The organism is Pseudanabaena yagii GIHE-NHR1 (assembly GCF_012863495.1).
GTDB classification, from domain to species: Bacteria; Cyanobacteriota; Cyanobacteriia; order Pseudanabaenales; family Pseudanabaenaceae; genus Pseudanabaena; species Pseudanabaena yagii.
Genome location: NZ_JAAVJL010000004.1, coordinates 199,643 through 224,154, shown reverse-complemented (window position 1 = coordinate 224,154; position 24,512 = coordinate 199,643). Strand labels below are relative to the sequence as shown.

At 42.7% G+C, this 24,512-nt stretch carries 23 protein-coding genes; 17 read left to right on the top strand and 6 right to left on the bottom strand.

Annotation, left to right across the window (positions count from 1 at the left end):
• Positions 1 to 224: 224 nt before the first annotated feature.
• Complete coding sequence (locus tag HC246_RS23420) at positions 225 to 1,517, bottom strand: NF041680 family putative transposase (RefSeq protein WP_169364407.1); 1,293 nt, start codon at positions 1,515 to 1,517, stop codon at positions 225 to 227.
• Positions 1,518 to 1,637: 120 nt separating this feature from the next.
• Here HC246_RS23420 and HC246_RS23415 point away from each other — a divergent pair, with 120 nt between their 5' ends.
• The 7 genes from HC246_RS23415 (at position 1,638) to HC246_RS23385 (ending at position 5,656) form a co-directional block, all read left to right on the top strand.
• Positions 1,638 to 1,832 carry a hypothetical protein gene (locus HC246_RS23415; protein WP_169365823.1) on the top strand — a complete coding sequence of 65 codons (195 nt, stop codon included), beginning with the start codon at positions 1,638 to 1,640 and terminating at the stop codon, positions 1,830 to 1,832.
• A gap of 257 nt (positions 1,833 to 2,089) precedes the next feature.
• On the top strand, positions 2,090 to 2,230 hold the full coding sequence (gene rpmH, locus HC246_RS23410; protein ID WP_009626678.1) for a 50S ribosomal protein L34: 141 nt from the start codon (positions 2,090 to 2,092) through the stop codon (positions 2,228 to 2,230).
• A 58-nt stretch (positions 2,231 to 2,288) separates the two neighbouring features.
• Entirely contained in the window at positions 2,289 to 2,639 is a 351-nt protein-coding gene (gene rnpA / locus HC246_RS23405) for a ribonuclease P protein component (protein ID WP_169365822.1), read from the top strand.
• The gene (locus HC246_RS23400; RefSeq protein WP_126386002.1) at positions 2,629 to 3,027 is read left to right on the top strand and encodes a PH domain-containing protein; all 399 of its coding nucleotides are present in this window, start codon (positions 2,629 to 2,631) and stop codon (positions 3,025 to 3,027) included. Before rnpA ends, HC246_RS23400 begins: the two co-directional genes overlap by 11 nt.
• A gap of 100 nt (positions 3,028 to 3,127) precedes the next feature.
• Positions 3,128 to 4,432, top strand: coding sequence for a membrane protein insertase YidC (gene yidC / locus HC246_RS23395; RefSeq protein ID WP_169365821.1), 1,305 nt, complete (start codon positions 3,128 to 3,130; stop codon positions 4,430 to 4,432).
• A 193-nt stretch (positions 4,433 to 4,625) separates the two neighbouring features.
• Positions 4,626 to 5,156 (top strand): Jag family protein, encoded by a 531-nt coding sequence (locus HC246_RS23390; protein WP_169365820.1) that lies wholly within the window; start codon positions 4,626 to 4,628, stop codon positions 5,154 to 5,156.
• Entirely contained in the window at positions 5,156 to 5,656 is a 501-nt protein-coding gene (locus tag HC246_RS23385; protein ID WP_169365819.1) for a YceD family protein, read from the top strand. Before HC246_RS23390 ends, HC246_RS23385 begins: the two co-directional genes overlap by 1 nt.
• Before the next feature lie 97 nt (positions 5,657 to 5,753).
• Here HC246_RS23385 and HC246_RS23380 read toward each other — a convergent pair whose 3' ends face one another.
• Positions 5,754 to 7,289 carry a tetratricopeptide repeat protein gene (locus HC246_RS23380; RefSeq protein ID WP_169365818.1) on the bottom strand — a complete coding sequence of 512 codons (1,536 nt, stop codon included), beginning with the start codon at positions 7,287 to 7,289 and terminating at the stop codon, positions 5,754 to 5,756.
• A 403-nt stretch (positions 7,290 to 7,692) separates the two neighbouring features.
• Between HC246_RS23380 and HC246_RS23375 the strand changes: the two genes are divergently transcribed.
• Positions 7,693 to 7,845, top strand: a complete 153-nt coding sequence (locus tag HC246_RS23375) for a chlorophyll A-B binding protein (RefSeq protein ID WP_169365817.1) — start codon at positions 7,693 to 7,695, stop codon at positions 7,843 to 7,845.
• Between the two features lie 61 nt (positions 7,846 to 7,906).
• Here the strand turns inward: HC246_RS23375 and rpsF are convergent, their stop codons facing one another.
• Positions 7,907 to 8,275, bottom strand: a complete 369-nt coding sequence (rpsF, locus tag HC246_RS23370; protein ID WP_169365816.1) for a 30S ribosomal protein S6 — start codon at positions 8,273 to 8,275, stop codon at positions 7,907 to 7,909.
• A gap of 275 nt (positions 8,276 to 8,550) precedes the next feature.
• Between rpsF and HC246_RS23365 the strand changes: the two genes are divergently transcribed.
• The 4 genes from HC246_RS23365 (at position 8,551) to queC (ending at position 12,462) form a co-directional block, all read left to right on the top strand.
• Positions 8,551 to 9,714, top strand: coding sequence for a hybrid sensor histidine kinase/response regulator (locus tag HC246_RS23365; protein WP_169365815.1), 1,164 nt, complete (start codon positions 8,551 to 8,553; stop codon positions 9,712 to 9,714).
• A 262-nt stretch (positions 9,715 to 9,976) separates the two neighbouring features.
• Positions 9,977 to 11,092: a bifunctional diaminohydroxyphosphoribosylaminopyrimidine deaminase/5-amino-6-(5-phosphoribosylamino)uracil reductase RibD gene (gene ribD, locus HC246_RS23360; RefSeq protein ID WP_169365814.1), complete on the top strand. Its 1,116-nt coding sequence runs from the start codon at positions 9,977 to 9,979 to the stop codon at positions 11,090 to 11,092.
• Positions 11,093 to 11,169: 77 nt separating this feature from the next.
• Positions 11,170 to 11,784, top strand: a complete 615-nt coding sequence (locus HC246_RS23355; protein ID WP_169365813.1) for a 7-carboxy-7-deazaguanine synthase QueE — start codon at positions 11,170 to 11,172, stop codon at positions 11,782 to 11,784.
• The gene (gene queC, locus HC246_RS23350) at positions 11,785 to 12,462 is read left to right on the top strand and encodes a 7-cyano-7-deazaguanine synthase QueC (RefSeq protein WP_169365812.1); all 678 of its coding nucleotides are present in this window, start codon (positions 11,785 to 11,787) and stop codon (positions 12,460 to 12,462) included.
• A 53-nt stretch (positions 12,463 to 12,515) separates the two neighbouring features.
• On the opposite strand, the gene HC246_RS23345 is transcribed toward queC, so the two are convergent.
• From HC246_RS23345 to HC246_RS23335, 3 genes are all read right to left on the bottom strand, one after another.
• A complete protein-coding gene (locus HC246_RS23345) occupies positions 12,516 to 14,210 on the bottom strand; it encodes an ABC1 kinase family protein (protein WP_169365811.1) in 1,695 nt (564 codons plus the stop codon).
• Positions 14,211 to 14,358: 148 nt separating this feature from the next.
• On the bottom strand, positions 14,359 to 15,378 hold the full coding sequence (locus HC246_RS23340; RefSeq protein ID WP_169365810.1) for a long-chain acyl-[acyl-carrier-protein] reductase: 1,020 nt from the start codon (positions 15,376 to 15,378) through the stop codon (positions 14,359 to 14,361).
• 81 nt (positions 15,379 to 15,459) lie between these two features.
• Positions 15,460 to 16,167, bottom strand: coding sequence for an aldehyde oxygenase (deformylating) (locus tag HC246_RS23335; protein ID WP_169365809.1), 708 nt, complete (start codon positions 16,165 to 16,167; stop codon positions 15,460 to 15,462).
• Positions 16,168 to 16,536: 369 nt separating this feature from the next.
• Here HC246_RS23335 and glyS point away from each other — a divergent pair, with 369 nt between their 5' ends.
• The 5 genes from glyS to HC246_RS23310 all read left to right on the top strand — a co-directional run bounded on the left by glyS (position 16,537) and on the right by HC246_RS23310 (position 24,448).
• On the top strand, positions 16,537 to 18,663 hold the full coding sequence (glyS, locus tag HC246_RS23330) for a glycine--tRNA ligase subunit beta (protein ID WP_169365944.1): 2,127 nt from the start codon (positions 16,537 to 16,539) through the stop codon (positions 18,661 to 18,663).
• A gap of 433 nt (positions 18,664 to 19,096) precedes the next feature.
• On the top strand, positions 19,097 to 19,396 hold the full coding sequence (locus HC246_RS23325) for a ferredoxin (RefSeq protein ID WP_169365808.1): 300 nt from the start codon (positions 19,097 to 19,099) through the stop codon (positions 19,394 to 19,396).
• A 574-nt stretch (positions 19,397 to 19,970) separates the two neighbouring features.
• The gene (locus HC246_RS23320; RefSeq protein WP_169365807.1) at positions 19,971 to 20,264 is read left to right on the top strand and encodes a ferredoxin; all 294 of its coding nucleotides are present in this window, start codon (positions 19,971 to 19,973) and stop codon (positions 20,262 to 20,264) included.
• A gap of 301 nt (positions 20,265 to 20,565) precedes the next feature.
• Complete coding sequence (gene murJ, locus HC246_RS23315) at positions 20,566 to 22,281, top strand: murein biosynthesis integral membrane protein MurJ (RefSeq protein ID WP_211167933.1); 1,716 nt, start codon at positions 20,566 to 20,568, stop codon at positions 22,279 to 22,281.
• Positions 22,282 to 22,420: 139 nt separating this feature from the next.
• Complete coding sequence (locus HC246_RS23310; protein ID WP_169365806.1) at positions 22,421 to 24,448, top strand: serine/threonine-protein kinase; 2,028 nt, start codon at positions 22,421 to 22,423, stop codon at positions 24,446 to 24,448.
• Positions 24,449 to 24,512 lie beyond the last annotated feature (64 nt).

Genomic DNA, 24,512 nt, shown 5'->3' with positions numbered 1-24,512 from the left:
AATTATCGCGGGAATGCTCTGCCCCTACGAATGTTTGCAATATTTACCGCACGAATTCACTACCAATCCCAACGCCACCGACAGCGACAGACAAATGTGTGGCATTGATCCAACTGGAATTTAGACTAAGTTGATTAAGAGAATCAGAAAAAGAGCAGGAAAAAGTGACCCAGAAAACGGAGAACTGAGTAAAAGCAAGAGAGAGAAAAAGAGAATATTGAAAGTTAGGAATTAAGGTAGTCTTGATTGACCTTTTTCGAGCGAGAAGCTCGTTTTTTGACGACAGGAAAGCGAGAAAAAGGAGAACGCTTGCGTCCAGATTTCCAACCGAGAGACTTACCACGAGGTTGGGGAGAACAAGCAGGAGAGCCAATCCTGACCAAAAGTGCGGCAAAGCCCTGAGCGACTCGACCAAAATTAAGATTGGTTTGAGGTTTCTGCCAAGGCAAAGGAGTATCAATAACCAGTTGACGAGCCAACCACAATTGCCAAGAGAGTAAAGGCATAAGGTCACTCCAACGCAAAGCTTGCTGAGGAGTCAACAAATGGGGAAGAGTCCAATGTAATCTTTGTTTGGCAAAACGATACCAATGGTCGATGGCAAAACGACGTAAGTACAAGCGCCAAAGGGAGTCTAAAGTCGGCATCTGTTCACCCACCCAAGCTAACCACAAACCAGAGCAATGAGAATGTGTAACTCGAATAACTTGAATATGTCGTTGGGCTGCTTGCCGAAAGTGTAAGTTAGACCATTGCTGGATTTGCACCTGTCCAACCGTCTCATCTTCTAAGCTAAAAGTTGCCGATGGCTCTCCCCAACTATCAGCATTGGCAAGTTGGAATTTATCCCCATGCTTACGAGGACGACCATAACCACTGTAGGGCGCAGGGGCTTTGTATAAGCATCGGTTAGGACGTAGACGTATTAGTAAATCGGCAGGGATATCCTCAGTCAAATTCATAAAGACGGCACTGCCATATTCACTGTCGTAAGTAGCGATTGGTCTTACCGTTAAATCTCGACATACTTGACTCAGTTGGAATGCGGCTCTTTGCCCTGCTGTCTCAAAACTACTGATCCGCTCGTGACATAACGGGATTGCCCAACTCCCTGTCATCTCTGGTATCCATGCCAAGGTGCTGTAGTCATGCCCTAACACGATCGGTTTGTTCCCTTCTACCAAATTCGGTTGATGCACAAAACTCCTGTCTTTTAGCGTTTTGGCATGGGGTCTTCCCCATCCTGTATGGTCTCCTGCTAGCAAAGGGCGGATGTCTTTGGGTATTTGTTCCACACATAACCGTCTTATCCTGCCTCGGTTGGGGCGACTGTCTTTTAATGATTCATACAGACTTGACCATTTTCTTCGATACACTGCGGATAACGATAATTCTACAAATGATTTCACTCTCGGACTGGTCAATACTGCATCCATCAAGTCAAATATTGCATCCCGTCCGTTCCCTAAAAATCTATATACCTGTTGACGAAAGTCTTGTAGTTTATCAATAATCATGGCTGTAGATGTCTCTTTACTTTTCATCTACTTTAGGCAGTTTGTATCTCTTTTACTCTGCCTTTTTTACCTTTTTTAGTCTAAACTCCAGATCCAAGGAAAAAGGTAAAAGGGAAAAACATGAAATCAATTCCCAAACAAGAAACTAACCTACAACAATTAGGCTTCGCTAGCCTTTTGCAAAAACTAGGAACGGCATCTCCCACTGAAATAGAAATAGCATTAGCAGAACGGGAAACCGATGAACCAGAAGAAGAGCTAACTCCTGAAATTGTTGTCAATTTCAGCAAAAAAAACAAAGCAAGAAAAAAGTAAATTTGTCATAGCTGTCTCTTACATAGCTATAGCAATCTTAAATGGTTTGTGGAAGTGCACCCCTTCGGAGTGCACTTCCACAAACCCAAAAAATCTACAAATGATTTAGGACTGCTATATATCTGAAACAATAGCGTGAGAAAAGAGTTGCAATGCAACACTTTTCTCAGTATGTACATAGGATAGGCATAAGTGTTATAATTAAAAGCCTGTGAAAAAATTGACACCCTTTGAAACTAAATAAGTAAGTAACGGTTATGACAAAACGTACTCTACGCGGTAGTGTCCGCAAAAAGAAACGCACCTCTGGATTTCGCGCCAGAATGGAATCCCCCACAGGTCGCCGCGTCATCAAAGCTCGCCGCAGCAGAGGCAGAGTTCGCTTGACAACCGTATAACTATTCAGATTTAATTCGCAAACCTATTCGTACTTAACTTGTACTTGTTAATTTTCTAGTGCTCCCCAATCAAAACCGTCTGCGACGGCGAGAGGACTTCGCAAAGGTATATGCCAATGGCGATCGCTACAGAGGCACTTACTTAAATATGAGAATTCTTGTTGATAGTAACGAGGAATTCACTAAGATTGGTATCGTTGTTAGCAAAAAAGTCAGCAAGTTGGCGGTAAGCCGTAATCGATTTAAGCGTCAACTTCGCGCCATTTTTCGACAACTTCTGTCACAATTGAAAAGTGGATTACAAATTGTTGTAACAGTTATTGCTTCTCAGAGCAAACCAACCTACCAACAACTTTGGGATGATCTCAGGAATTTATTAGCAAAGGCGAAGGTTTTGCATGGCAGTTAATGAGGAAGTTTATTACGAAGGCGCACCTCACATCGGCGATCTAATTATTAGCTTGCTGATGAGTATTTTTGTGATCACAATTCCCTTTGGCATTGCTGCGATCGCAAGAGCTTTATGGGTACGTTATCGCATCACCAATCGACGCATTACCGTCACAGGTGGCTGGAGAGGTCAAACTCGCACAGATGTTGTGTATGCAGAAATTGCCAAAATCGTCACGGTTCCCCGTGGTTTAGGCAGTTGGGGTGACATGGTACTGACCCTAAAGGACGGTTCGCGCCTTGAATTAAAGTCTTTACCAAAATTTCGTGAAACATACGAATATATCGAATCAAAGCTAAGCCTGAAAGCACAAGACAGAAGCGGTGCGATCGGTAGCAAAGCCTAAAATATTTCAGGATCGCCCTAGAAGCTCAACTCTTGGGCGATCCTAATTTTAATAAGTGATCAATAATCATTTAGATGCAAACTCAACAGTAAAGTAGAAAATGGATTTCGGTGTAGGTTTTCTTTCCAACAACATAATGTTGCCTTTCCTAGATTTTTTCTACGGCATCGTGCCGAGCTATGGATTGGCAATTATTGCATTGACGTTGGTTGTACGTTTTGCGTTGTTTCCCGTTAGCGCTAATCAGCTTCGCAGTATGCGTCGCATGAAAATCGCTAACCCCGTGATGCAACAAAGAATCAAAGAAGTGCAAGAGCGTTACAAAAGCGATCCTGCCAAACAGCAAGAGGAGCTAGCCAAAGTAAACTCGGCAAACTTCAAAGAATTTGGTAATCCTCTCTCAGGATGCCTACCTGCACTGGTGCAATTGCCAATTCTCTTTGCTTTGTTTGCCACTCTAAGAGGATCTCCCTTCGCAGATATTAACTATTCTCTAAATTTTCAGATCTCTCCTGCGGAAAATCAAGCGCAAATTATTCATCAGGCTTTCACTTCGCCTAGTCAAAATGTTTACTTTGCCGATCGCGTGCATTATCCAGTCCTAGCTACTGCGGTAAATGGTACAAATTTAGCGATCGGTGAGCAGTCAAAAATTATTTTACAAACTGCTCAAGGACAAGATTTTAAAGCTTTAGCTGCTGAATACCCAGACGTAGAACTAACTCCTAAGTGGAAAGTTACTAAGGGACAAGACCTAGTTGAGGTTTTAGATGATGGAACTGTAGTTGCGAAGCAAGCTGGTGAAGTCACCGTTCAAGCAACTGTTCCTGGATTAGCATCTAACAAAGGTTTCCTCTTTATCAAGGCTCTTGGTAAAACTGGTGTAACCAATGCAGATGGCAGCATTAACTGGGATATCGTCATCATGGTTCTAGGCTTTGGGATTAGCTTGTATGCTAACCAAGCAATCTCCAGTGGATCTACTCCCAAAAATGATAGTCCATCCCCAGAGACTGCTCAGCAAGACACGATGAATAAACTCACACCAATTATTTTCTCTGGTATGTTTTTGTTCTTCCCCTTGCCATCGGGAGTAATGCTCTACATGTTGATTGCCAATATCTTTCAGACATTACAAGCATTTATCGTCGCTAAAGAACCATTACCAGAAAACCTCCAAAAGCTAGTCACTGTTTCGGCAAATGCTGCTCCTGCTAGCAAGGCAAAAACTGAACCAAAATCAATTACACCTAGCAAGGCAGAATCTAGCAAGATTCCCTTTGATGCTAAAGCTAAAAAAGCAACTGTAGTTGACGACAAAGACAAAGATGGTAAGACTCCGACTAAATCAGCTCTACCCTTTGAGCCTAATTCCAACTCTTCTAAGAAAAAGAAAAAGAGCTAAATTAGCTAAGACTCCATAGTAAGTAAGGCTAAGAAACTATAAGCGGCACTTTGTGTCGCTTATAGTGTTTTTCAAGCAATCAGTTTCCCTATTTTCGGCATGGAAACAAACCCGTAACGCTATATATTTATAAATAACTAGATACTTATCTATATATTTATCTAGTAAGACATTGATTAGGTAACTACTGTTTATGGAAGATGCTTCCGCAAGTGCGAATTGGCTTCAAGAGCTTTTAGGCTTAATGGGGTATACAGCTTCGGTAAATACTAGTCTTATGGAAGCATCTCCATCCCAAGTTGCTAGTAACTCTCAAAATTATTGGCTAGAAATAAGTACTGAGGGTTTGCAAGAGCAGCAAATTCAAAGGTTAATTGGTCAAGATGGTGCGGTAATTGATTCTCTGCAATATTTAGCAAACACCCTCCTCAATAGTCATCTACCATCCGATTCCAACCAATCAGAAAGTCATCGCCAAAACCATAATTTTTATACTGTCGAATTGAATGGTTATCGCTCTAAACATCTAGCCAGCTTGCATGAATTAGCAGAACAAGCTGTGCAACAAGTGCGTGAAACCCAAACCGAATTTGCCCTTAAACATCTTTCATCTGCCGATCGCCGATACATTCATCAGCTTTTAGAAAGTTTTCCTGATATCGAAACCCATAGTCAGGGTAAAGAGCCAAATCGTCACTTAATTGTTAAATTGGTGCAGAGTTAATGGAAAAGCTATATATCCCCCAAATTGCCAGAGCCGTTGAAGCAACTGAGTCCTTTGACTTTAAAGAATTTATCAAAGGGTTAGAAACGCTCACACCTGTTCAAGGATTTATCTCTGTGCATCATGTTGGCTCATTCTTAGAAGTCAGTGCGAAGGCTTCGACAATTATTACTTTGACCTGCGATCGCACATTGGTGCAATTTAACTATCGCTTAGCGATCGATACTTCAGAAACGATTTGGTTAGCTGAGCCATTGCCCGAAGGTGAGTATCCCAAAGAGAGAGAAGTAGAGTCTGGTGATTTAGTCGAATCTTTGTCTCCTAATGGCTATTTCGATCCTGAGGAATGGCTGTATGAACAGCTAACTTTAGCTATTCCCTATCCAAAAATCGCACCTGACGCACCTGCTCTGGAGTTAAGCGATTCCCGTCCTAGTAATTCAGAAAATTCTATAGACAAGCGTTGGGCAGCTCTTAGTTCATTACAGCTATCTGAATAAAAGCAAAGTCTTTAGTTAAACAAAAAGCCTCGCAATGCGAGGCTTTTTGTTTTTGAGAGATGGGTTGCTAGGCAACCCATCTCTCAAAGTTTTTGCGTTAACTAGCGCAAGTAAATAACTTGCCTAATTGTTCCTGTTCTTTAGGGTTTTCGATTTCTTTAGCGATTTCTTTGGCTTTATCGCGCTGACCGATCGCCCAATAGGCACTACTAATATCCGAGAAAGCTCTCGAACGAATATTAGGATCAGGGGCAGTTTTGGTGAGAGCAAAGCTATCTTGCAGAATTGGCTCAACTTGCTCAACTAAGCCAAATTCGCCATAGGTACTTGCAATAATGTTGAGAGCAAGGAGGCGTTGTGCGGGTTGAGTCAACTTTTGGGCTATGTCTAAAGCCTTTGTCCAAGCTTTGTTTGCTTCATCAGTCTTTTTGAGAGTTTGATATTGGCGACCAACCTCGACTAGTAAATTAAATCCATCAATTGAAGGGGGAAATGCATCTAATCCTTGGAGACTTTGAGCTAGTAACTTGATCGCTTCGTCAGGCTTCTTTTCCTTGGTATAGGCGATCGCTACATTGGCAATACCAATATTTTTCTCCATTGATTTTGCGTCAAGATTAGCAATTACTTCTAGCGCCTTGTCATATTGCTTACCCACTAAGTATTGGCTGGCAACAAGGAATAGAGAGCGTGTTTTCAAAATTTCGGTATTAGCGGTCTCTGTTTGTGCGACAACTTGAGGATCAGGAGGAGCAGCCTTTTCTTCTGAAGCATCCTCTTTTTTGAGAGCTTTAGTCGCTACTTTGGGAGATGATTTCTTCGCAGTTTTAGCATTTTTGGCTGCATCTTTGGCTGCAGCGATCGCGGTATCACGGATAGCATCAAACTCTTGAAAAACCTTGGATAAAGATGCAACAGCCTGAGCATGATTTCCAGCTTGAGCATAGCTGCCTGCGATCTCAACCTGTGCTCTATTTTTGATATTCCGATTTTCGATCATTGACAATAGCTCAGTCGCTTCAGAAATCGCTGATTCGGATTTGAAGTCATCACCTAGCTCGGTATAGACATTAGCGATCGCTGCAAAAGCTCGCGATCGGGCATAGGGATCAATGACTTCAGGTGTTGCTTTAATCGTGGTATCTAGTAAATTTTGAGCTTTTTCCTTTTTCCCAGCTTCACCATAGGCTTGGGCAATTTTGATATATGCAAAAACTCTATCTACAGGATCAGGCAAATCTTTAGCGACCGTTAGAGTGCTATCGAGTGTATCTGCAGCTAATTTTAGATCTACGGCTTTGGTTAAACGACCTGCGGTATCCAATAGAGCAAAAGCTTTCAGGGATGGATTAGCAATATCCTTAGCAGTGGTAATACTCTTTTCTAAAACTTTTTTTGCCCGATCAGGACTTTGGAATTCTAGATATTGACCTGCGATTTCAGTATAGGCTGCGACTTTAGCTTCAGGTGATGTGCCTTCATCTGCTAGAGACACATAGCATTGTAATGGGATGCCCTGAAATTTTGGATCTCCTGTCTTCTTAGGAGTCGCTGCCCACACTGCGCCAGTTGTTGTCACATTGATTAGCACAGCTAAACAGCCCGCTAGAAGCCTAATCCATATTTTTCGCATAATTAATTCTGTCCTTGCGTGGATTATTGATTGTAATGTCTTTTGGATTTTACCCAATCCATTCACGATCGCACCAAAATCACCATCAAAGTTACTGATTTTATAAGCATTGCGACTTTAGGGACTTGCGATTAATTTAAAGTACCTACGGCTTCGACTTCGCTCAGCCAACGTTGGCTGAGCGAAGTCGAAGCCATACAAACTCGGTGGTATCTTTTTCTCGTCAAGTCCCTTAGGGTTAGGCAATTTAACAAGGAACCAAATTTTGGAGAGAACAAAGCCACTCTTCAAAAATTAGTTCCTTCTGTCGAAAGGCAGAAAATGTAAAGAAAGATTGCAAATGCTCGTGATATCTGTTACATTTCGCAATGTAGAAGTAATTAATTCATAAGGTAAATCGATTATGTCTGACGAAAACCGTAATGTATGGAGTTTTGGATTTAATACTGGGGCTGAAAATTGGAATGGACGTTTAGCCATGATTGGTTTTGTATCAGCACTAGCGATCGAATTAATTAGCGGTCAAGGTGTATTACATTTTTTTGGCATTATTTAATTTAATTCACACAAAAAAAGAGGCTGTGCAAAGCACAGCCTCTTTTTTTGTGTGAACTCTCTTATTCAGCGGCAGCTACTTCTTCTACAGCAGCCTCAGCATCAGGAATCGCATCAATACTATCTTCAGTAGCTTCTGGCTCAAGCTTAATCGTTAGATAACGAATCACATCATCGCCAAGGCGAAATGTTCTTTCTAAGGTTTCGATAGTTTTAGGAGTTGCAGAGTAATTAACTTGAATATAAATACCCTCACGATGTCCCCTAATGTCGTAGGCTAATCTACGTCTACCACGATGTTGGATGGTAATGTCTTCTGCTTCTTGTTGTACTAAGAAGTCTTGGTATTTGGCGATCGCGGCATCGGCATCCTGATCGGGAAGATCAGGGCGCAGGATATACATAGTTTCGTACAAACGCTTGACAGTCATTTAATTATTTCCTTACGGGCAAGTAAATCGGCTTCTATTAACTTAGATACTAGAAGCAAGGATTTATTATTATATCGTGTTAAGGCAACTACAACATCCTACTCTCAAGTAAAAAAATAAATTTTCATTAAAAATGCTGTTTAATAATACTTTCAAGGAAAACTTTCTTGTTTGGTAGTAATCTAGAGTGTGAGGTAAGCCATACTTTACTGTCCTAATTTTCAAGATTTCTGCCCTGAATTTTATCTGTTAATCATATAATTAAAATATAAACAGTGCTAGACGCAGTTTATTCCAATTACAAGCAAGACGCAGTGAAAAGCATGACGGTGCAGACTAATACGATAGCAAATGTCTTAATTGTGGAAGATGAACTTGTTACCGCAAATGCACTTTCAGATGTTTTATCGGACTTAGGTTATAGAGTTTTAGAAATAGTTGATAGTAGTGACGATGCGATCGCTTCTATCCATCGCCATATCCCAGACATTATTCTGATGGATATTAAATTGAGGGGGGCAGACAGTGGCATTACTGCGGTTAATGCAATTCATAAGATCGCATCGATCCCTGTCATTTACCTCACAGCCTTTAGTGATCCTGAAATTCTAGAGCAAGCAATTTCGACTTCACCCTACGGATATCTCACTAAGCCTCTCCGATATGCTGAAGTAAATATGGCAATTATGCTTGCCCTTAAAAAACATCATGAGGATAAACTACTCCAAGAAGCTTTAGATAAAGAAAAGGAACTGCATTCTTTAAAAAATCGTTTGCTGGCAATGGCATCCCATGAATTTTCGACACCGATGTCAGTAATTCGGTTGTTAATTTGGAAATTACAGAATTTTGAAGAACAACTAACTAAGGAAAGTAGAGCTAAAAATCTTTCGGCTATTCAATCAGCAATTAAGGACATTAACTGGTTACTGGAAGAAATTAAACTGATCTCCTGTTCAGAGTCTGGCAAATTTCCATTTCACCCTGAAAATGTAGATGTCAAAGCCTATTGTCAGCAGCTAGTTGAGAGTTTTGAGACAGAGGATCAAAATTGTAAATGTCGGCTTAAATTTCAAAGCCATGGTAAATTTCATAAACTCAAAGTCGATAAGAAATTACTATGGCATATAGTGATGAACCTAGTTTCTAATGCTATTAAATATTCCTATGAGGGTGGTACTGTTGATGTGGATTTGACCTGTGAATCACAGAAGTTGATTTTAAGTATTACTGATCATGGAATTGGCATACCTGAAGAATATTTAAACAGTTTATTCTTGCCATTTTTAAGGGCTGAAAATGTTGGTAGTGTCAAGGGCTTAGGCATGGGTTTATATATTGCTAAACAAGCTGTAGATGCTCATAGTGGCAAGATCGCAGTAGAAAGTGAAGTCAATATGGGTACAAAGTTTACAGTCGTTTTGCCGTCGGCATCTTAAATAGCAATGTCAGTTTAAGTTAAACATGAAAATTTTGCAAAGAAGAAAAGTATTGCTTAGCAATGCTTTTCTTCTTTTGAGAGAGCCTTTGCTTTGCAAAGGCTCTCTCAAAGCCCCAAATTAAAAGCCTTGCATAGCAAGGCTTTTAATTTGGGATTAATTTGCTAGCTTAACCCGAACTGACGTTAAATCAATATATGAGAGGTGTGAGCTTCGGGACACCCTCTGACAAGCCATTTAGAAGATATCGAATTTATAGTTAATGATAGAAAATACAGAAAAGGAAGGCATTACATCTGTACACGATCGCTGGATGCAAAGATGTATTGATTTGGCAAAACAAGGTAGAGGACAAACTGCTCCTAATCCTATGGTGGGTAGTGTCATTATCAAAAATGGGCAGGTCTTAGGTGAGGGATTTCATCCCAAAGCAGGAGAACCCCATGCGGAAGTATTTGCCATTCGTGCGGCACAGCAAACAGGTGTAGACTTAAGCGATGCCACGCTATATGTCAATCTTGAGCCTTGCAATCATTATGGGCGCACACCTCCCTGTTCTGAGGCAATTATTCAAGCGGGAATTGGTAAAGTGGTGGTTGGGGCGATCGATGCCGATCCAAGGGTGTCGGGCAGTGGATGCGATCGCCTCAGATCCGCAGGAGTTCAAGTCACTACTGGCATTTTGGAGCAGCAATGTCTAGAACTAAATGAGGCATTTTTTCATCGGGTGAAAACTAATTTGCCCTTGGGGATTTTTAAATATGCTATGACCCTAGATGGCAAAATTGCGACCATTTCAGGACATAGCTATTGGATTACGGGACAAGAATCACGGAAGCTCGTCCATGATTTACGTCTGGGTTGTGATGCGATTATTACAGGCGGAAATACAGTTAGACTCGATAATCCGCACTTAACGACTCATGGATTGAGTAAGCATTGTCCTTTGCGAGTAGTCGTTACCAAAAGTTTCAATCTTCCCGAAGAAGCCAATTTATGGAATCTTACCGATACCGAGAGAACCCTTGTTATGACATTGCCGCATCAAAATGATCAACTGAAGCAAAAGCTCAGCGATCGCCATGTGGAAATTCTCGAACTAGAAGATTTATCACCGCAAATTGTGATGCAAGAACTTGCTAATCGTGGTTGTAATCAGGTTTTATGGGAATGTGGTGGTAGGCTCGGTGCGGCGGCAATTAAAGCGCAGATGGTACAAAAGATCTATGCTTTTATCGCTCCTAAATTGATTGGTGGTTTTGCAGCTCCTAGTCCTATTGATGATTTGGGATTAAACCTGATGACGGAGGCTCTTAATCTGGTAAACCCAAAACTACAGCAAATTGGCACAGACTTTTTAATTATTGGTAATCTATAGCAATGTTTTGCTTAAGATATAAACCCCCAAAAATGAGTGGTGGTGCGAAGCACCACCACTCATCATTAACATAGGAAATGACTCAAATCAATTATCTAACTCATTTACCCATAGTTGAAACTTTCCATTCTGTACAGGGAGAAGGTACATGGATGGGTGTAAATGCTTTTTTTATTCGATTAGCAGGTTGTGATGTCGGCTGTCCTTGGTGCGATACCAAAATCTCTTGGAATACCAAAAGACATCCTCAAATAGCGATCATGGATCTGGTCACAGAAGCAGTCAAGACTCATCCTGCGATCGTGATTATTACTGGGGGCGAGCCATTAATGCATGATTTAACCGAGTTGACTCGACAGCTAAAGGAGCAAGGTTTGCGGGTTCATCTTGAAACATCTGGTTCCCATCCCTTTAGTGGTGACTTTGACTGGGTAACTTTTTCGCCCAAACAATTTAAAGCACCCCATGACAGCATTTATCAACAAGTTAGTGAGCTTAAGGTTGTCGTTAAAGACTCATCGGATTTGGCTTGGGCGGAACAGAATGCCGCAAGAGTCTCTGCAAATGTGGTCAAATACTTACAGGCTGAGTGGGAGACGAAAAGTAGTAAAGATTTGGTTATGCAATATGTGTTAGATCATGCTGATTGGCGCGTGAGTGTCCAAACCCATAAGTTATTAGGAGTGAGATAGATGACCTCAATCACCAGTTCTCCAAATTCTAAAAAAGCAGTAATTTTGCTATCGGGTGGTTTAGATTCGGCAACGGCGGCGGCTCAGGTGATCGCCGACGGATATGAGGCGATCGCCTTGTCCTTTCGTTATGGGCAAAGACATGAACGTGAGTTATTAGCGGCTCGACAAGTTGCGGCGGCACTACAGATTAAGGAGCATTTTGTTGTCGATGTAAATTTGGCGCAGTGGGGAGGCTCGGCACTAACTGATGATAATCTTGCTGTACCAACGGAAGGAGTTCAAACAGGGGAAATTCCAATTACCTATGTTCCGGGACGAAATACTGTATTTATTGCGATCGCCTTATCTCTGGCAGAGGCAAAGGGAGCCGAGGCAATCTATTTAGGAATTAATGCTGTGGACTATTCGGGCTATCCCGATTGTCGTCCCGATTATTTAGCCGCTTTCCAGAAATTAGCAGCACTTTCTTCTAAAGTTGGCGTAGAAGGTCATGCACCACAATTAATTGCCCCCTTAGTGATGGATTCTAAAGTAGATATTGTCCGACGGGCAAGGCGCTTAGGTGTGCCAATTGAGCTGACATGGTCATGTTATCAAGGGGGCGAAACGCCCTGCGGTGTTTGTGATTCTTGTCGCATTCGCGATCGCGCAATTCTGGAGGCATCCAACAATTAAGGGTTGTGGAGCTTTGCTCCACAACCCTTAATTGTTGAATAAATATTAGTCGATTAGTTGAGATTTTGGAAGGCGGCGAAGGGGAGGGCAGCAGCGATCGCTTTGGGCATGGCTCCAGTTACAGTTTTTAGTGCCATATCCCATAGCTTGGCGGGTTCGATATCGGCGCTGAGCATATTCCAGATTCGCATTAACTCTTCAGTATGTAGGCGATTGTCTTCGGTAAGAGCTAGTAAAATCCGACGACGAATATATTCACCATCTTTGGACGTAAGGAATTTTAAGCCCATACTTGCCGTAGGAATGATGTCAAATTGACCATCGGATTTAGCGATCGCTAATAAATTCTCTAGCCTCGACCATTGGAACTTATCATCTTTAAAGAGAACTTCCAATAATCTTGACCGCAGACTTTCAGACTCGTCAGTGAGCAAGCGACGCGCTACATAGGGATAGGCAACCTGCACAATCCGAAACTCAGGATTGAGGCTGAGGGCAACACCTTCTTGCGTAATTACCGAGCGAATGATCAGCGCAAACTTAGCAGGCAAGCAGAAGGGATAGTCATACATTACTTTCGAGAAGCGATCGGTTACAACTTTGAAGTTGAAATCCTTCACTTTTTCGGACATGATATCGCCAAGGACTGATTCGAGAGCATTCACGATTGGCTTCATCTCGATATCTGGTTGCAGAAAGCCGAGTCTCACATAGTCCTGTCCAAGCTCGTCATAGTCCTTATTGAGCAAATGCACGACCGAATCAACTAATTGCTCTTTGGTTTGGAGATCCAATTGATCCATCATCCCAAAATCGATATATGCCATCTTGCCATCGTAGGTAGCAAAGAGGTTTCCGGGGTGAGGATCAGCATGGAAAAAGCCAAATTCTAGAAGTTGACGTAAACCAGACATCACACCAATTCGCACAAGGGCATCAGTATCTAATCCTGCGGATTTAATTTGGTCAAGTTCATTGAGCTTAATACCATTAATCCACTCTAAAGTCAGAACTTTATGCGTGCTGTACTGACGATAAATCGATGGAACTTTGACATGAGGATCATTTCTGAAGTAGCCTGCAAACCTCTCGGCATTGGTGGCTTCGTGGGCGTAGTCAATCTCTTCAAATAACTTCAATCCAAATTCATCGACGATTGCTTCTAGACTATTGCCAAGGTTGAGGGGCAAAAGTGGACCCAGCCAACCTGCAAACCAACGTAGGATAAATAGATCGAGGGTTAAAGTTGGGATGAGATCAGGGCGCTGTACCTTGACGGCGACTTCTTCACCAGAATAGAGGGTAGCTTTGTAAACCTGACCTAAACTTGCTGCTGCGATCGGATCTTCGGAGATAGTGCGATAAATAGTATTAACGGGCTTACCTAGTTCGGATTCAATAATCGCGAAGGCTTGCTCATTGGAAAATGGCGGCAATTGATCTTGAAGTTTTGTTAACTCCTCTAAGAAATCCACACGTACTAAATCAGGACGTGTCGATAAAGCCTGCCCAACTTTGATATAGGTGGGACCAAGTGCCGTGATGATGCGTCGTAACTGTTCGGCAAGTTTGGGTTGACTTACAGTGTTGCCAGTCAAGACATCCCAGCCAAAGGCTAAGCCAAAACTGAAAGCAAAATAAATGATTTTTAAAATGCGACTAATCGCTAGCCAAGGGCGACGACCGTAATATTCGGCATTGGCTTTGGCATCGTAGCGATTTAGCTCTTCTAGGGGATGCTGACTCACGCTGTTAAATACCTTTTTTATATCCCAATCAACCTACCAGTATACAAAACTACATAATGTAGTTGTAACAATTTTTAAAGAGTTGTGATAATTTGCCAGCAACAAAGAGAAATGAATGGTGGCGCAAAGCGCCACCATTCATTTCTCTTTAATTAATTAGCGGTCTAAATCCGTGCTTAATCGAAACTTCGCCAATTTTTTCCATATTTTCAATGGAGATTTGATTGCGTCCCCATGAGAAATTGGTATGCCAACCTTCAAACTCCAATAGCATCGCTTCGGCAAAACAGGCGAAAAGCTGACGGGCAGGAGCAGTCATATTCACGATTTTCATGATCTTCCAATCAATATCGAGACTATGCTCAACGATGCCACCATCAATTACATGGATGCCTTCTTCTTGAACAAGGGTAGACATATTTTTGGGATAGCCACCATCGATGAGGATACAGGGACGCTTGAGGGTGGCGGAATCGATCGCCATGCCCTTTGCCATACTCGCTACCCACACAATAATGTCGGACTGGGGCAAGGCTTCTTCGATACTCAGCACTTTACCACGACCGAGTTGGGCTTGAAGTTCCTGCAAACGCTCTTGATTGCGAGCAACTAATAATAGATCTTTGATATTGGTACGTGCATCGAGCCAACGACATACTGCACTACCAATATCCCCTGTGGCTCCACAAACTGTAACCGTAGCCTTGGCTAAATCAATGCCAAATTTACGACTAGCTTCTTCGATTTGGCGACAAATAATGTATGCCGTATGGGTATTTCCTGTGGTGAAGCGATTAAAATCTAGCTGAATATTTCGCACGCTCGACATTTGGCTCAAGTTAAAATTCTCGAAAATAATCGAGGAAAATCCCCCCAAAGCCGTGATATCAATATCATGCTTCTGTGCATGAGCCATCGCGTTAAGGATTTTGCGAATAGCGGTTTTAATCTTGCTACCTGCCAACATTTCTGGCAAGAAGCATGATTCTACATATAGCCCTTCGATCTGCTGACCTGTGGCACTCGTAACTTTGATGCGATCGACGATTTGGGGTGGGGCGCTACACCAAAATTCCAAACCTTGATCGGCATATTCGGGATAGCCTAATTCCCTTGCTACAGACTGAGCGTGTTCAAGACTTGTCAAATGCCCAATGAGACCAAACATCGATTGCGGTTACCAGTTACAGTTGTCAACGAAAATATTTTGGTTTAAACGCGCCATCGGCGCGTTTAAACGGTGAGGTGATTAAGCAGCTACCAAGCCCATTGCAGACATCTTCATAATGTCACGGGTGCTGAAGCCAATTTTGCCGAGGCTTTCTCCATATTGGATCATGAAGTCTTCTACTAAAGCTTCCTTTTCCATGCCGAGGACTTTGGCATCGGTTTCAACTTGGTTGAGCATTTTCCAGACGATCGGCAGGTTTTGACGATTGGCTTGCTCTAAATTTGCTTTGGATTGTTCAAAATGCTCTTGCAACCATTCTTCGCCAAAGTTAAGATGCAGGTATTCATCTTTGACTACGCCCTCGGTGATTTTGCGGGCGAAGGGATCGGCGACGGGAATATAAATGTTATAAGCGGCGATCGCAAAACACTCAATAATAAGTGATTGGATCAACAGGCAAGTAACAATATCTTTAGTTGCAAAGGCTTTTTGGAAATTGCTATGCAATTCGGCAAAGAATTTCTCAGCAAAGTCCATGTCTGGGGTGACATTGAGGTTTTTACCGCAGGCAGTAAATCCCTTCTTATGACGCTCCTCCATCTTGGCAAGTTTAATCAGATCATTTTTAGATTCGGGCAGTAGCTCCGCTAGTTGGAGATAGTTGCTGTATGCTTCAGCTTCGCCCTCAATGACGATCGCATTGATTCGGCTGTAGGCATCGCGATATTGTTCAGTCTGATAATTGATTTGATCAGTAATCGCTACAGCTTCGAGTGTTTGCCCCATGTTTTGCCTCTTTCAGTATCCCTGCTCAATAAAAGTTAATCTCTAGCTATTTTATGCTAAGTGGCACTGTGCAATAAAATTAAAAGCCAAAAGAGGGTTGTGGGACTTTGCCCCACAACCCTCTTTTGGCTTTTATAGCTATATCTTCTAAGTAGCTAGGCGCAATTAAATATAAAACCCCAAAAGCTGTGGCGCACGCTGCGCGTGCGCCACAGCTTTTGATTCTGTTTTTTTGCCCAGCTACTTAAGTATTTTTAAGGTGCTGCCAATTCATTTAGGTCAGATGCAGAGTAGATGCTGTAAGTGACTTACCCTTTCTTTATTGCGCGTCAAGGCGCTAAACTGAAGATTGTCCCTCAACTCGTGGTTATGGCAAGTTTTCTGTTAGAAGTTGGTACTGAAGAATTACCCGCTAGTTTTATCGTCGATGCTTTGCGCCAATGGCAAGAGCGCATCCCTAAAATTTTAGATGAACACCAACTAACTACGAGCAAGGTCAGTGTCTATGGTACGCCCCGTCGTCTTGCCGTGCTCATTGATGGCTTACCTGTGCAACAAAGTGATCGCAGTGTTGAACTGAAGGGACCTGCGGTAGGTTCCGCTTTTGTTAATGGTGATCCACAGGGCGAGCCAACTAAGGCTTTATTAGGTTTTGCCAAGTCTAAGGGCATCGATCTAAAAGATATCTTTATTAAAGAGACTGACAAAGGTGCATTTGTCTTTGCTAATCAGCAAATTGTTGGTCGTCAGACTGCGGATATTTTGCAAGAGCTAGCACCATCTTGGATTACAGGACTCGAAGGTAAGCGCTTGATGCGTTGGGGTAATGGTGATCTCAAGTTTCCCCGTCCGATTCGTTGGTTAGTTGCCCTATTCAATTCCAAAATTTTACCGATCGCTTTAGAAAACGTGCAGAGCGATCGCCTGAGTCAAGGGCATCGCGTCTTACACCCTCGCTCAGTTGTGATCGACACTGCCAATGACTATGTGGCGACTTTGCGCGAAGCCTTTGTCATTGTTGATGGCAAAGAACGTCAGCATCATATCCTCACCCAAATTAATAGCATTGTGGAGCTATTTAATGGAAATGCGGAAATTCCTGAGGATTTGCTTGAGGAAGTCACCTATTTAGTGGAATTTCCCACAGCAGTTATCGGTGAGTTTGAGCGTGAATTTTTGGAATTGCCTCAGCCCGTAATTAAAACGGAAATGGTGAGCCATCAGCGCTATTTCCCTGTGCATTCCGCCACTAATCCCGATCAACTATTGCCGCGCTTTATTACGATTTCCAATGGTAATCCTGACAAGTCGCGGTTGATTGCCGCAGGTAATGGGCGGGTAATTCGGGCGCGTCTTTCCGATGGCAAATTTTTCTACGATAGCGATCGCGCCGTCCATCTAGAAACCTTCTTGCCACTTTTAGAAAAAGTTACTTTCCAAGCCCAGCTTGGATCGGTTGCCGAGAAAGTAGAAAGAATTAGAGCGATCGCTAAATTAGTGGTTGACTCGATTACGAATTTAGAAATTACTGAAGCCGAGCAAGTACTAATTGATCGCACTGCCCAACTTGCTAAAGCCGATCTGGTGACGCAGATGGTCAAGGAATTTCCTGAACTGCAAGGTCAAATGGGTTATTACTATGCTCTCTCTAGCAAGGAGCCTGTGGCGGTTGCTACAGGTATTCGTGAGCATTATCAACCCAAAGGCGCAGGGGATGCCTTGCCTACCTCGTTAACGGGCAAGATTGTGGCGATCGCTGATCGTATCGATAGTCTCGTTGGTATTTTCGGTTTGGGGATTATCCCTACAGGTTCGTCAGATCCCTTTGCCCTGCGGCGTGCGGCTACTGGTGTTGTCCAGATTGCATGGGAAAACGGATTTGCCCTCGATTTACCAAAACTGCTGCAATCCGCGATCGCCATTTATGGCGACAAGAATTTGCTGGCGAAACCTGCGGAAACTGTTTTGGAAAATCTCTATAAATGGTTTAAGCAACGCTGTGACACAATTTTGTCTGAGCAGGGCATTGATTACGATCTTGTTGATGCGGTTACGGGTACTGATGATCTCGCCTATACCTTGCAAGGTTTGAGCAATCTCACTCGCATCAAAGAACGTGCCCACTTCCTGCAAAAATCTCGCGAAGATGCCACCCTTGGTGCGATCTATGAGCCAATTGTGAGAGCTTCTCGCCTTGCAGTACAGGGAGATCTAGATAGCGTCACCGTTGATGTTAAGTCGGTAGTTAATCCTGCTACCTTGACCGATGCTGCGGAGCAGGAACTTTATCAGGCGATCGCTGCTTTGCCAAGTCAACCCAGTGATGAGCAGTTAATGGAAGGGATTAAGGCGATCGCGCCTGTCCTTGCTAAGTTCTTTGATGATGTGTTAGTCATGGCAGAAGATCCTCAAGTGCGCCAAAACCGCCTCAATCTCCTCGGTATTATCCGTAACTACAGTCGTCAGCTAGCCAACTTTAGCGCCATACTTAAGTAATTGTTGCCCTGCCGAAGGCAGGGCAACAATTACTTAGATTGCTTGAAAAGCGCTATATATTGATTGAATTTTCCTATTAAAACCTAATCTATAAATTAGGATCGCAGATAAGTTAACAAAAACTTATCAAATATTTTTAAATTCAAACGAAAACTCATCATTTTATAGCCCTATCAAAACACCTAAAACCATTGAATAGAGAAGAATTTGGCTAATTTAGGTGCGCCAAAAGTAATCTATAACTATCACCTATAACCAATGGTAGAAATAAAAACCTAACTGTTCGTCGTGATGCTAAGAGCGATATGATGCGTTTTAGTGCCCCTGTGGGTGATGGAGATAAACAGAACTTGGCTGAGTGCCTATACTTTGGTACAACTGCAAGCCCTCGTTTATTAATTTGGTTGCAATCTTTAAGAGGTTTATTACATTCATGGCTACTACCTACAAAGTAAAACTTATTGATAACGAAGGTAACTCTCAAACTATTGATGTTCCTTCGGATGAGTACATTCTTGATGTTGCAGAAGCTCAAGGCATTGAACTTCCCTACTCCTGCCGCGCTGGAGCTTGCTCTTCCTGTGCTGGTAAGATTCTCAAGGGTGATATTGATCAAGGTGACCAGTCCTTCTTGGATGATGAGCAAATCGAAGCTGGATATGCCCTACTTTGTGTAACCTATCCTCAATCTGACCTCGAAGTATTGACCCACCAAGAAGAAGCTCTCTACTAATCACTTCTTTAAAAAATTAGAAATATTCTGAAAGCTCCGAGCACTAACTGACACAGCAGTCCTAAATCATTTGTAGATTTTTTGGTTTGTGTAAGCGCACTCCTTCGGGGTGCGCTTACACAAACCATTTAGGATTGCTATATGTTTAGCGCACGGAGCTTTTTTGATCTATATAATGCAATGAGATATTTGTGACAAAATTCTCTTCTGATTTATATTTTGGATTCCAAGATAACTAGTTATAGCTATATCTAAGAAACTAAAATGCGAAAAAAATATAGCAGTCTATAATCATTTGATATAAGTATATCTGTGGTATATACCTGTCTACTTATCTCAAAAACTTATATATGCTTTCAGATGACAATCAGCGACACTAAGCATTATTAATATTCGCGTTTGTTCAAGATCAAAAATTATAAAAGTAATTGTTTGCTGTAATTCTTACCCAATTGGAGTTGGGGGAGACTTTGACAAGATAAATGTAGCTCGATTCATTGTTTCTCTCTTGTTTAGGGTTCGGATATCACTTATGATTGGGGCTGCAATCCTTAACAGGTTTATTACAGAAAACATGGCTACATACAAAGTAACGCTTATTACCGACGGTGATTCTAAAACCATCAATGTATCTGATGACGATTACATTCTTGATGTTGCAGAAGCTGAAGGTCTAGATCTTCCTTACTCCTGTCGTGCTGGTGCTTGCTCTTCCTGTGCAGGTAAAGTCGTCAGCGGCACTGTTAATCAAGAAGATCAGTCCTTCTTGGATGATGATCAGATCGAAGCTGGATATGTGTTGACCTGTGTCGCTAAGCCAACCTCTGATGTCACCATTGAGACCCACAAAGAAGAAGAGCTTTACTAAGTGAATTCTTTGCGTAAATTATCTGTGTAAGTTGTCGTAGATATTACGAAAGCGCCGATCTCTAACTGAATTTAGTGTTCGGCGCTTTTTTGATGACAGAACCTACACACATAAATCTTGGGCGAGTTAAAAGCCTGTAGTGCGAACTATAGGCTTTTCGTATCACAGAGAAATTTTTGAAAGAGTTGATAAGCAACGCTTTCAAAAATTTCTCTGGTTTTTAATTCAGTGCAACGCGCTGTAACGTTGTAATTTGGTGTTACATTTTTCAGAGTCTAAATTGTAAGGGGCAGCACCAATTTTGTCTGGCAACGAAGAAGAAGATATCGTCATCGAAACCCAACCACCACAATCTACTAAGCGATCGCTTCTCAATATCGCGACGATTGTGGCAGTTGCCACCTTATTGAGCAAAATATTTGGTCTACTGCGCCAAGTGGCGATCGCTGCTGCCTTTGGTAATGGCACGGCATATGGTGCATATAACTTTGCCTATGTAATTCCTGGATTTTTATTAATTCTGCTCGGCGGCATTAATGGACCTTTTCACAGTGCGATCGTCAGTGTCCTCGCTAAACGCGATCGCCGTGAAGTTGCCACGATCATCGATAGCATCACCACGATTGTTACGGGCATTTTGCTATTGGTGACGATCGCTTTAGTGATTTTTGCGGAACCCTTAATGCATCTAGTTGCCCCAGGGCTGTTTATACCAGAGGCAGACTTACTGGCTAAGGGTATTTCCCTTGAAACGATTCAAAATCTCAAGATTACTAAAGACATTGCCATCCAGCAGTTTCAGATCATGGCTCCGATGGCAGTCTTAGCAGGGCTAGTGGGTATTGGCTTTGGCGCACTTAATGCCTCGGATACCTACTGGTTGCCTTCAGTTAGTCCGATCTTTTCCAGCTTGACCGTCCTAATTGGCATCGGTGGCTTAGTGTGGACTTTGGGCGACAAAATCTTGCTACCTGAAAACGCAATGTTAGGTGGCGCAGTCCTTGCTTGGTCAACATTGGCAGGAGCAGTGTTGCAATGGCTGGTGCAGTTGCCTGTGCAGATTAAATCGGGTATGGGGGGATTTAAGCTAAGGTTTGACTTTCAGCGTCCTGAAGTCAAAGAAGTGATGAAAATCATGGTTCCTGCCACTTTTTCATCGGGGATGTTGCAAATTAATGTCTGGACTGATTTATTTTTTGCTTCATTTATTCCCAATGCGGCGGCGGCAGTTTCAGCAATGGGCTATGCAGGTTTGCTGGTGCAAACACCTCTGGGAATTTTGTCGAATGTGATTCTTGTACCGTTGTTTCCCGTTTTATCGAAATTAACCGATCCCGAAAATTGGGATGAACTGAAACATCGGATTCGTCAGGGCTTGATGCTTACAGCTTTAACGATGTTGCCCTTGAGCGCCTTAATGGTAGCTTTAGCCTTGCCCATCTCTCAGGTGGTTTATGAACGTTATGCCTTTGACACAGAGGCTTCACAGCTAACCGCAGCCGTATTGATGGCTTACTCTGTAGGTATGTTTGTGTATTTGGGGCGCGATGTCTTGGTGCGGGTATTTTATGCGCTCGGAGATGGCGATACCCCTTTTAAAATTAGCGTTGTTAATATTTTCCTGAATGGACTATTTGATTATTTCCTAGTCCAAAAATTTGGTGCACCGGGACTAGTCCTCGCAACGGTAGCCGTGAACGTCATTTCCATGATTGTGATGATGTATGTCCTCGATCGCCGCTTGAATGGAATGCCTCTCAAAAGCTGGAGTATTACGATTTTGGGGCTGGTCATCGCCAGTGCGATCGCAGGTGGAGCCAGTTGGGGCATTTACTATGTCTTGAGCCAAAACTTTGCCAGTATGAGTGCGGTAATGAGGTTTGGCGCAGAGGTCGGTGGTTTAGCGATCGCTAGTGCTGTCGGTCTAGGGCTATTTGGTGTGATCGCGGTACAAATGAAAATTCCTGAGATCAACGCACTCACCAATCAAATTAAACGTCGCTTTTCACGTAAATAAACAGAATCTTATGAGGCGGCACTAAGCGCCGCCTCATAAGATTCTCCTCACAAGATTGGTGACAGCTATAAAATTGATTGGCAATATGTCAAGATGATTAGCAAATCTGAGACATCCCCAGAAATAACTTAAATAGCTTATGAGTCTTACAGCAGGGCAGCTAGTCGGCGGACATTACGAAGTTATGACACGTTTAGGTGGTGGCGGATTTGGTGAGACTTATCTCTCACGGGACTTGCATTTGCCCGATCGCCCATCACGGGTAATCAAAAGATTATGCCCACGCAATCAAGACCCAAATATGTTGCAGCTCTCGCGGCGGCTATTTGAAACCGAAGCTCAGGTACTATACCGACTGGGCGCACATCCTCAGATTCCGCAACTGTTTGCTCACTTTGAGGAATTATCAGAATTTTATCTAGTTCAAGAATATATTGATGGAAAAGACCTTAGCCACGAATTGATTCGAGGCAAAATTTGGGAGCAGTTTGCAGTTGTAGATTTACTGCAAAATCTTCTGACAGTATTGAGCTTTGTGCATCAACATAATGTAATTCATCGTGATATTAAACCCGAAAATATTATTCGGCGGCGCGATGGACAGCTTTTTTTAATTGATTTTGGCGTAGTTAAGCAAATTGCCACGCCGACAATGGTCTTGAATGGACATGATGATCAGCCTGCCTATACGGTGGGTATTGGCACACCCGGATATATGCCCAGTGAGCAGGCGCATGGAGAACCGAAGTTTGCCAGCGATCTCTATGCGATCGGTATGATTGGCATCCAAGCTTTGACAGGAATTCCACCTAGCCATTTAGAAAAGGATGACAATCTGGAAATTGTGTGGCGAACTTATGCCCCCAAGGTCTATCCCGAATTTGCAGATATTCTTTCGCAAATGGTGCGATTTGATTTTCGTCAGCGTTATGCTAATGCTCATATTGCCTACGAAGCGCTCAAGGAATTTCGAGATCGCTATCCAATCTCGAATGTGAATCACAGTTTGCCAACAATTCGGCTCAGTGATGATTTCACCAGTGATAATGTCCATGATCTCCACTCAGCGCAACAACCCAAATCCAAGAAGCTAGCCATTTGGCGGCATATTCAGCCTTGGCATTGGGTTGTAGGATTGACAACGCTCAGTGCGATCGCTCTGACGACCATCGTTTTGCTATTAGCTGTGCCGCCGAAGCCGATCCGCACCAACGAGGCTGACGAAGTTAATATAACCAGTCCGAATCCTCAAGCTTTAACCACATCTGTAAATAACTCTGTTAGTACAGGCTCTATTACTCTATTCAAGGAATTCTCCACTAGTGATGCAATTTATGGTGTGGCTGTTAGTCCTGATGGTAAAACCCTTGCGGGTGCGAGTTCTGAGCGCAGTATTGATCTTTGGGATTTGGTCACAGGCAAGAAGCTCCAGAGCTTAAAAGGGAATACGGGTCGGGTTTATGACATTTACTTTAGTCCCGATGGCAAAAAACTTGTGAGTGCCAGTGACGATCGCAAAGTAATTATTTGGGATGTAAAAAATAGCAAGATTTTGCGTACCCTTGAGGGGCATCAAGAACGGGTGTATACTACAATTTTTAGTCCTGATGGCAAAATGATTGCCAGCTCTGGAGCTGATCGCACGATTCGTTTATGGAATGCTGATACAGGTAAACCGATTAATATTTTCCAAGAAAAATCTTGGGTATATGATGTCTCCTTTACCCCCGATGGCAAAATTTTAGCGAGTGCTTGCAAGGATGGGGCAATTCATCTTTGGAATGTGGAAACGGGCAAAATTGTCAAAACTCTATCGGAAAGTGGGAGTTCTGTACGCTCCATTTCTTATAGCAATAATGGCAAACTGATTGCTACTGCCATGGAAGACAATACTGTTCGTCTATGGGATGCAGTTACAGGTCAACTCAAGGAAGTACTGACTGGACATACTGGAGAAGTCCATACCCTCGATTTTAGTAAAGATGATCGTTTACTGGCGACTGGTAGTGCAGATAAAACCGTGCGAATTTGGCATCTAAAAGAGAAGCGATCGCCGCAGGTGTTAGCGGATCATGAGCGCGGTGTCGCCTCCGTAGAATTTAGCAACGATCAGAAATTTTTAGTTAGTGGCAGCCTTGATGGCAAAATCAAAATTTGGAAATTATAAAATGCTTAAGGAACCGATTTTTTGTGACGCGGCGAAGCCGCGTCACAAAAAATCGGTTCCTTAG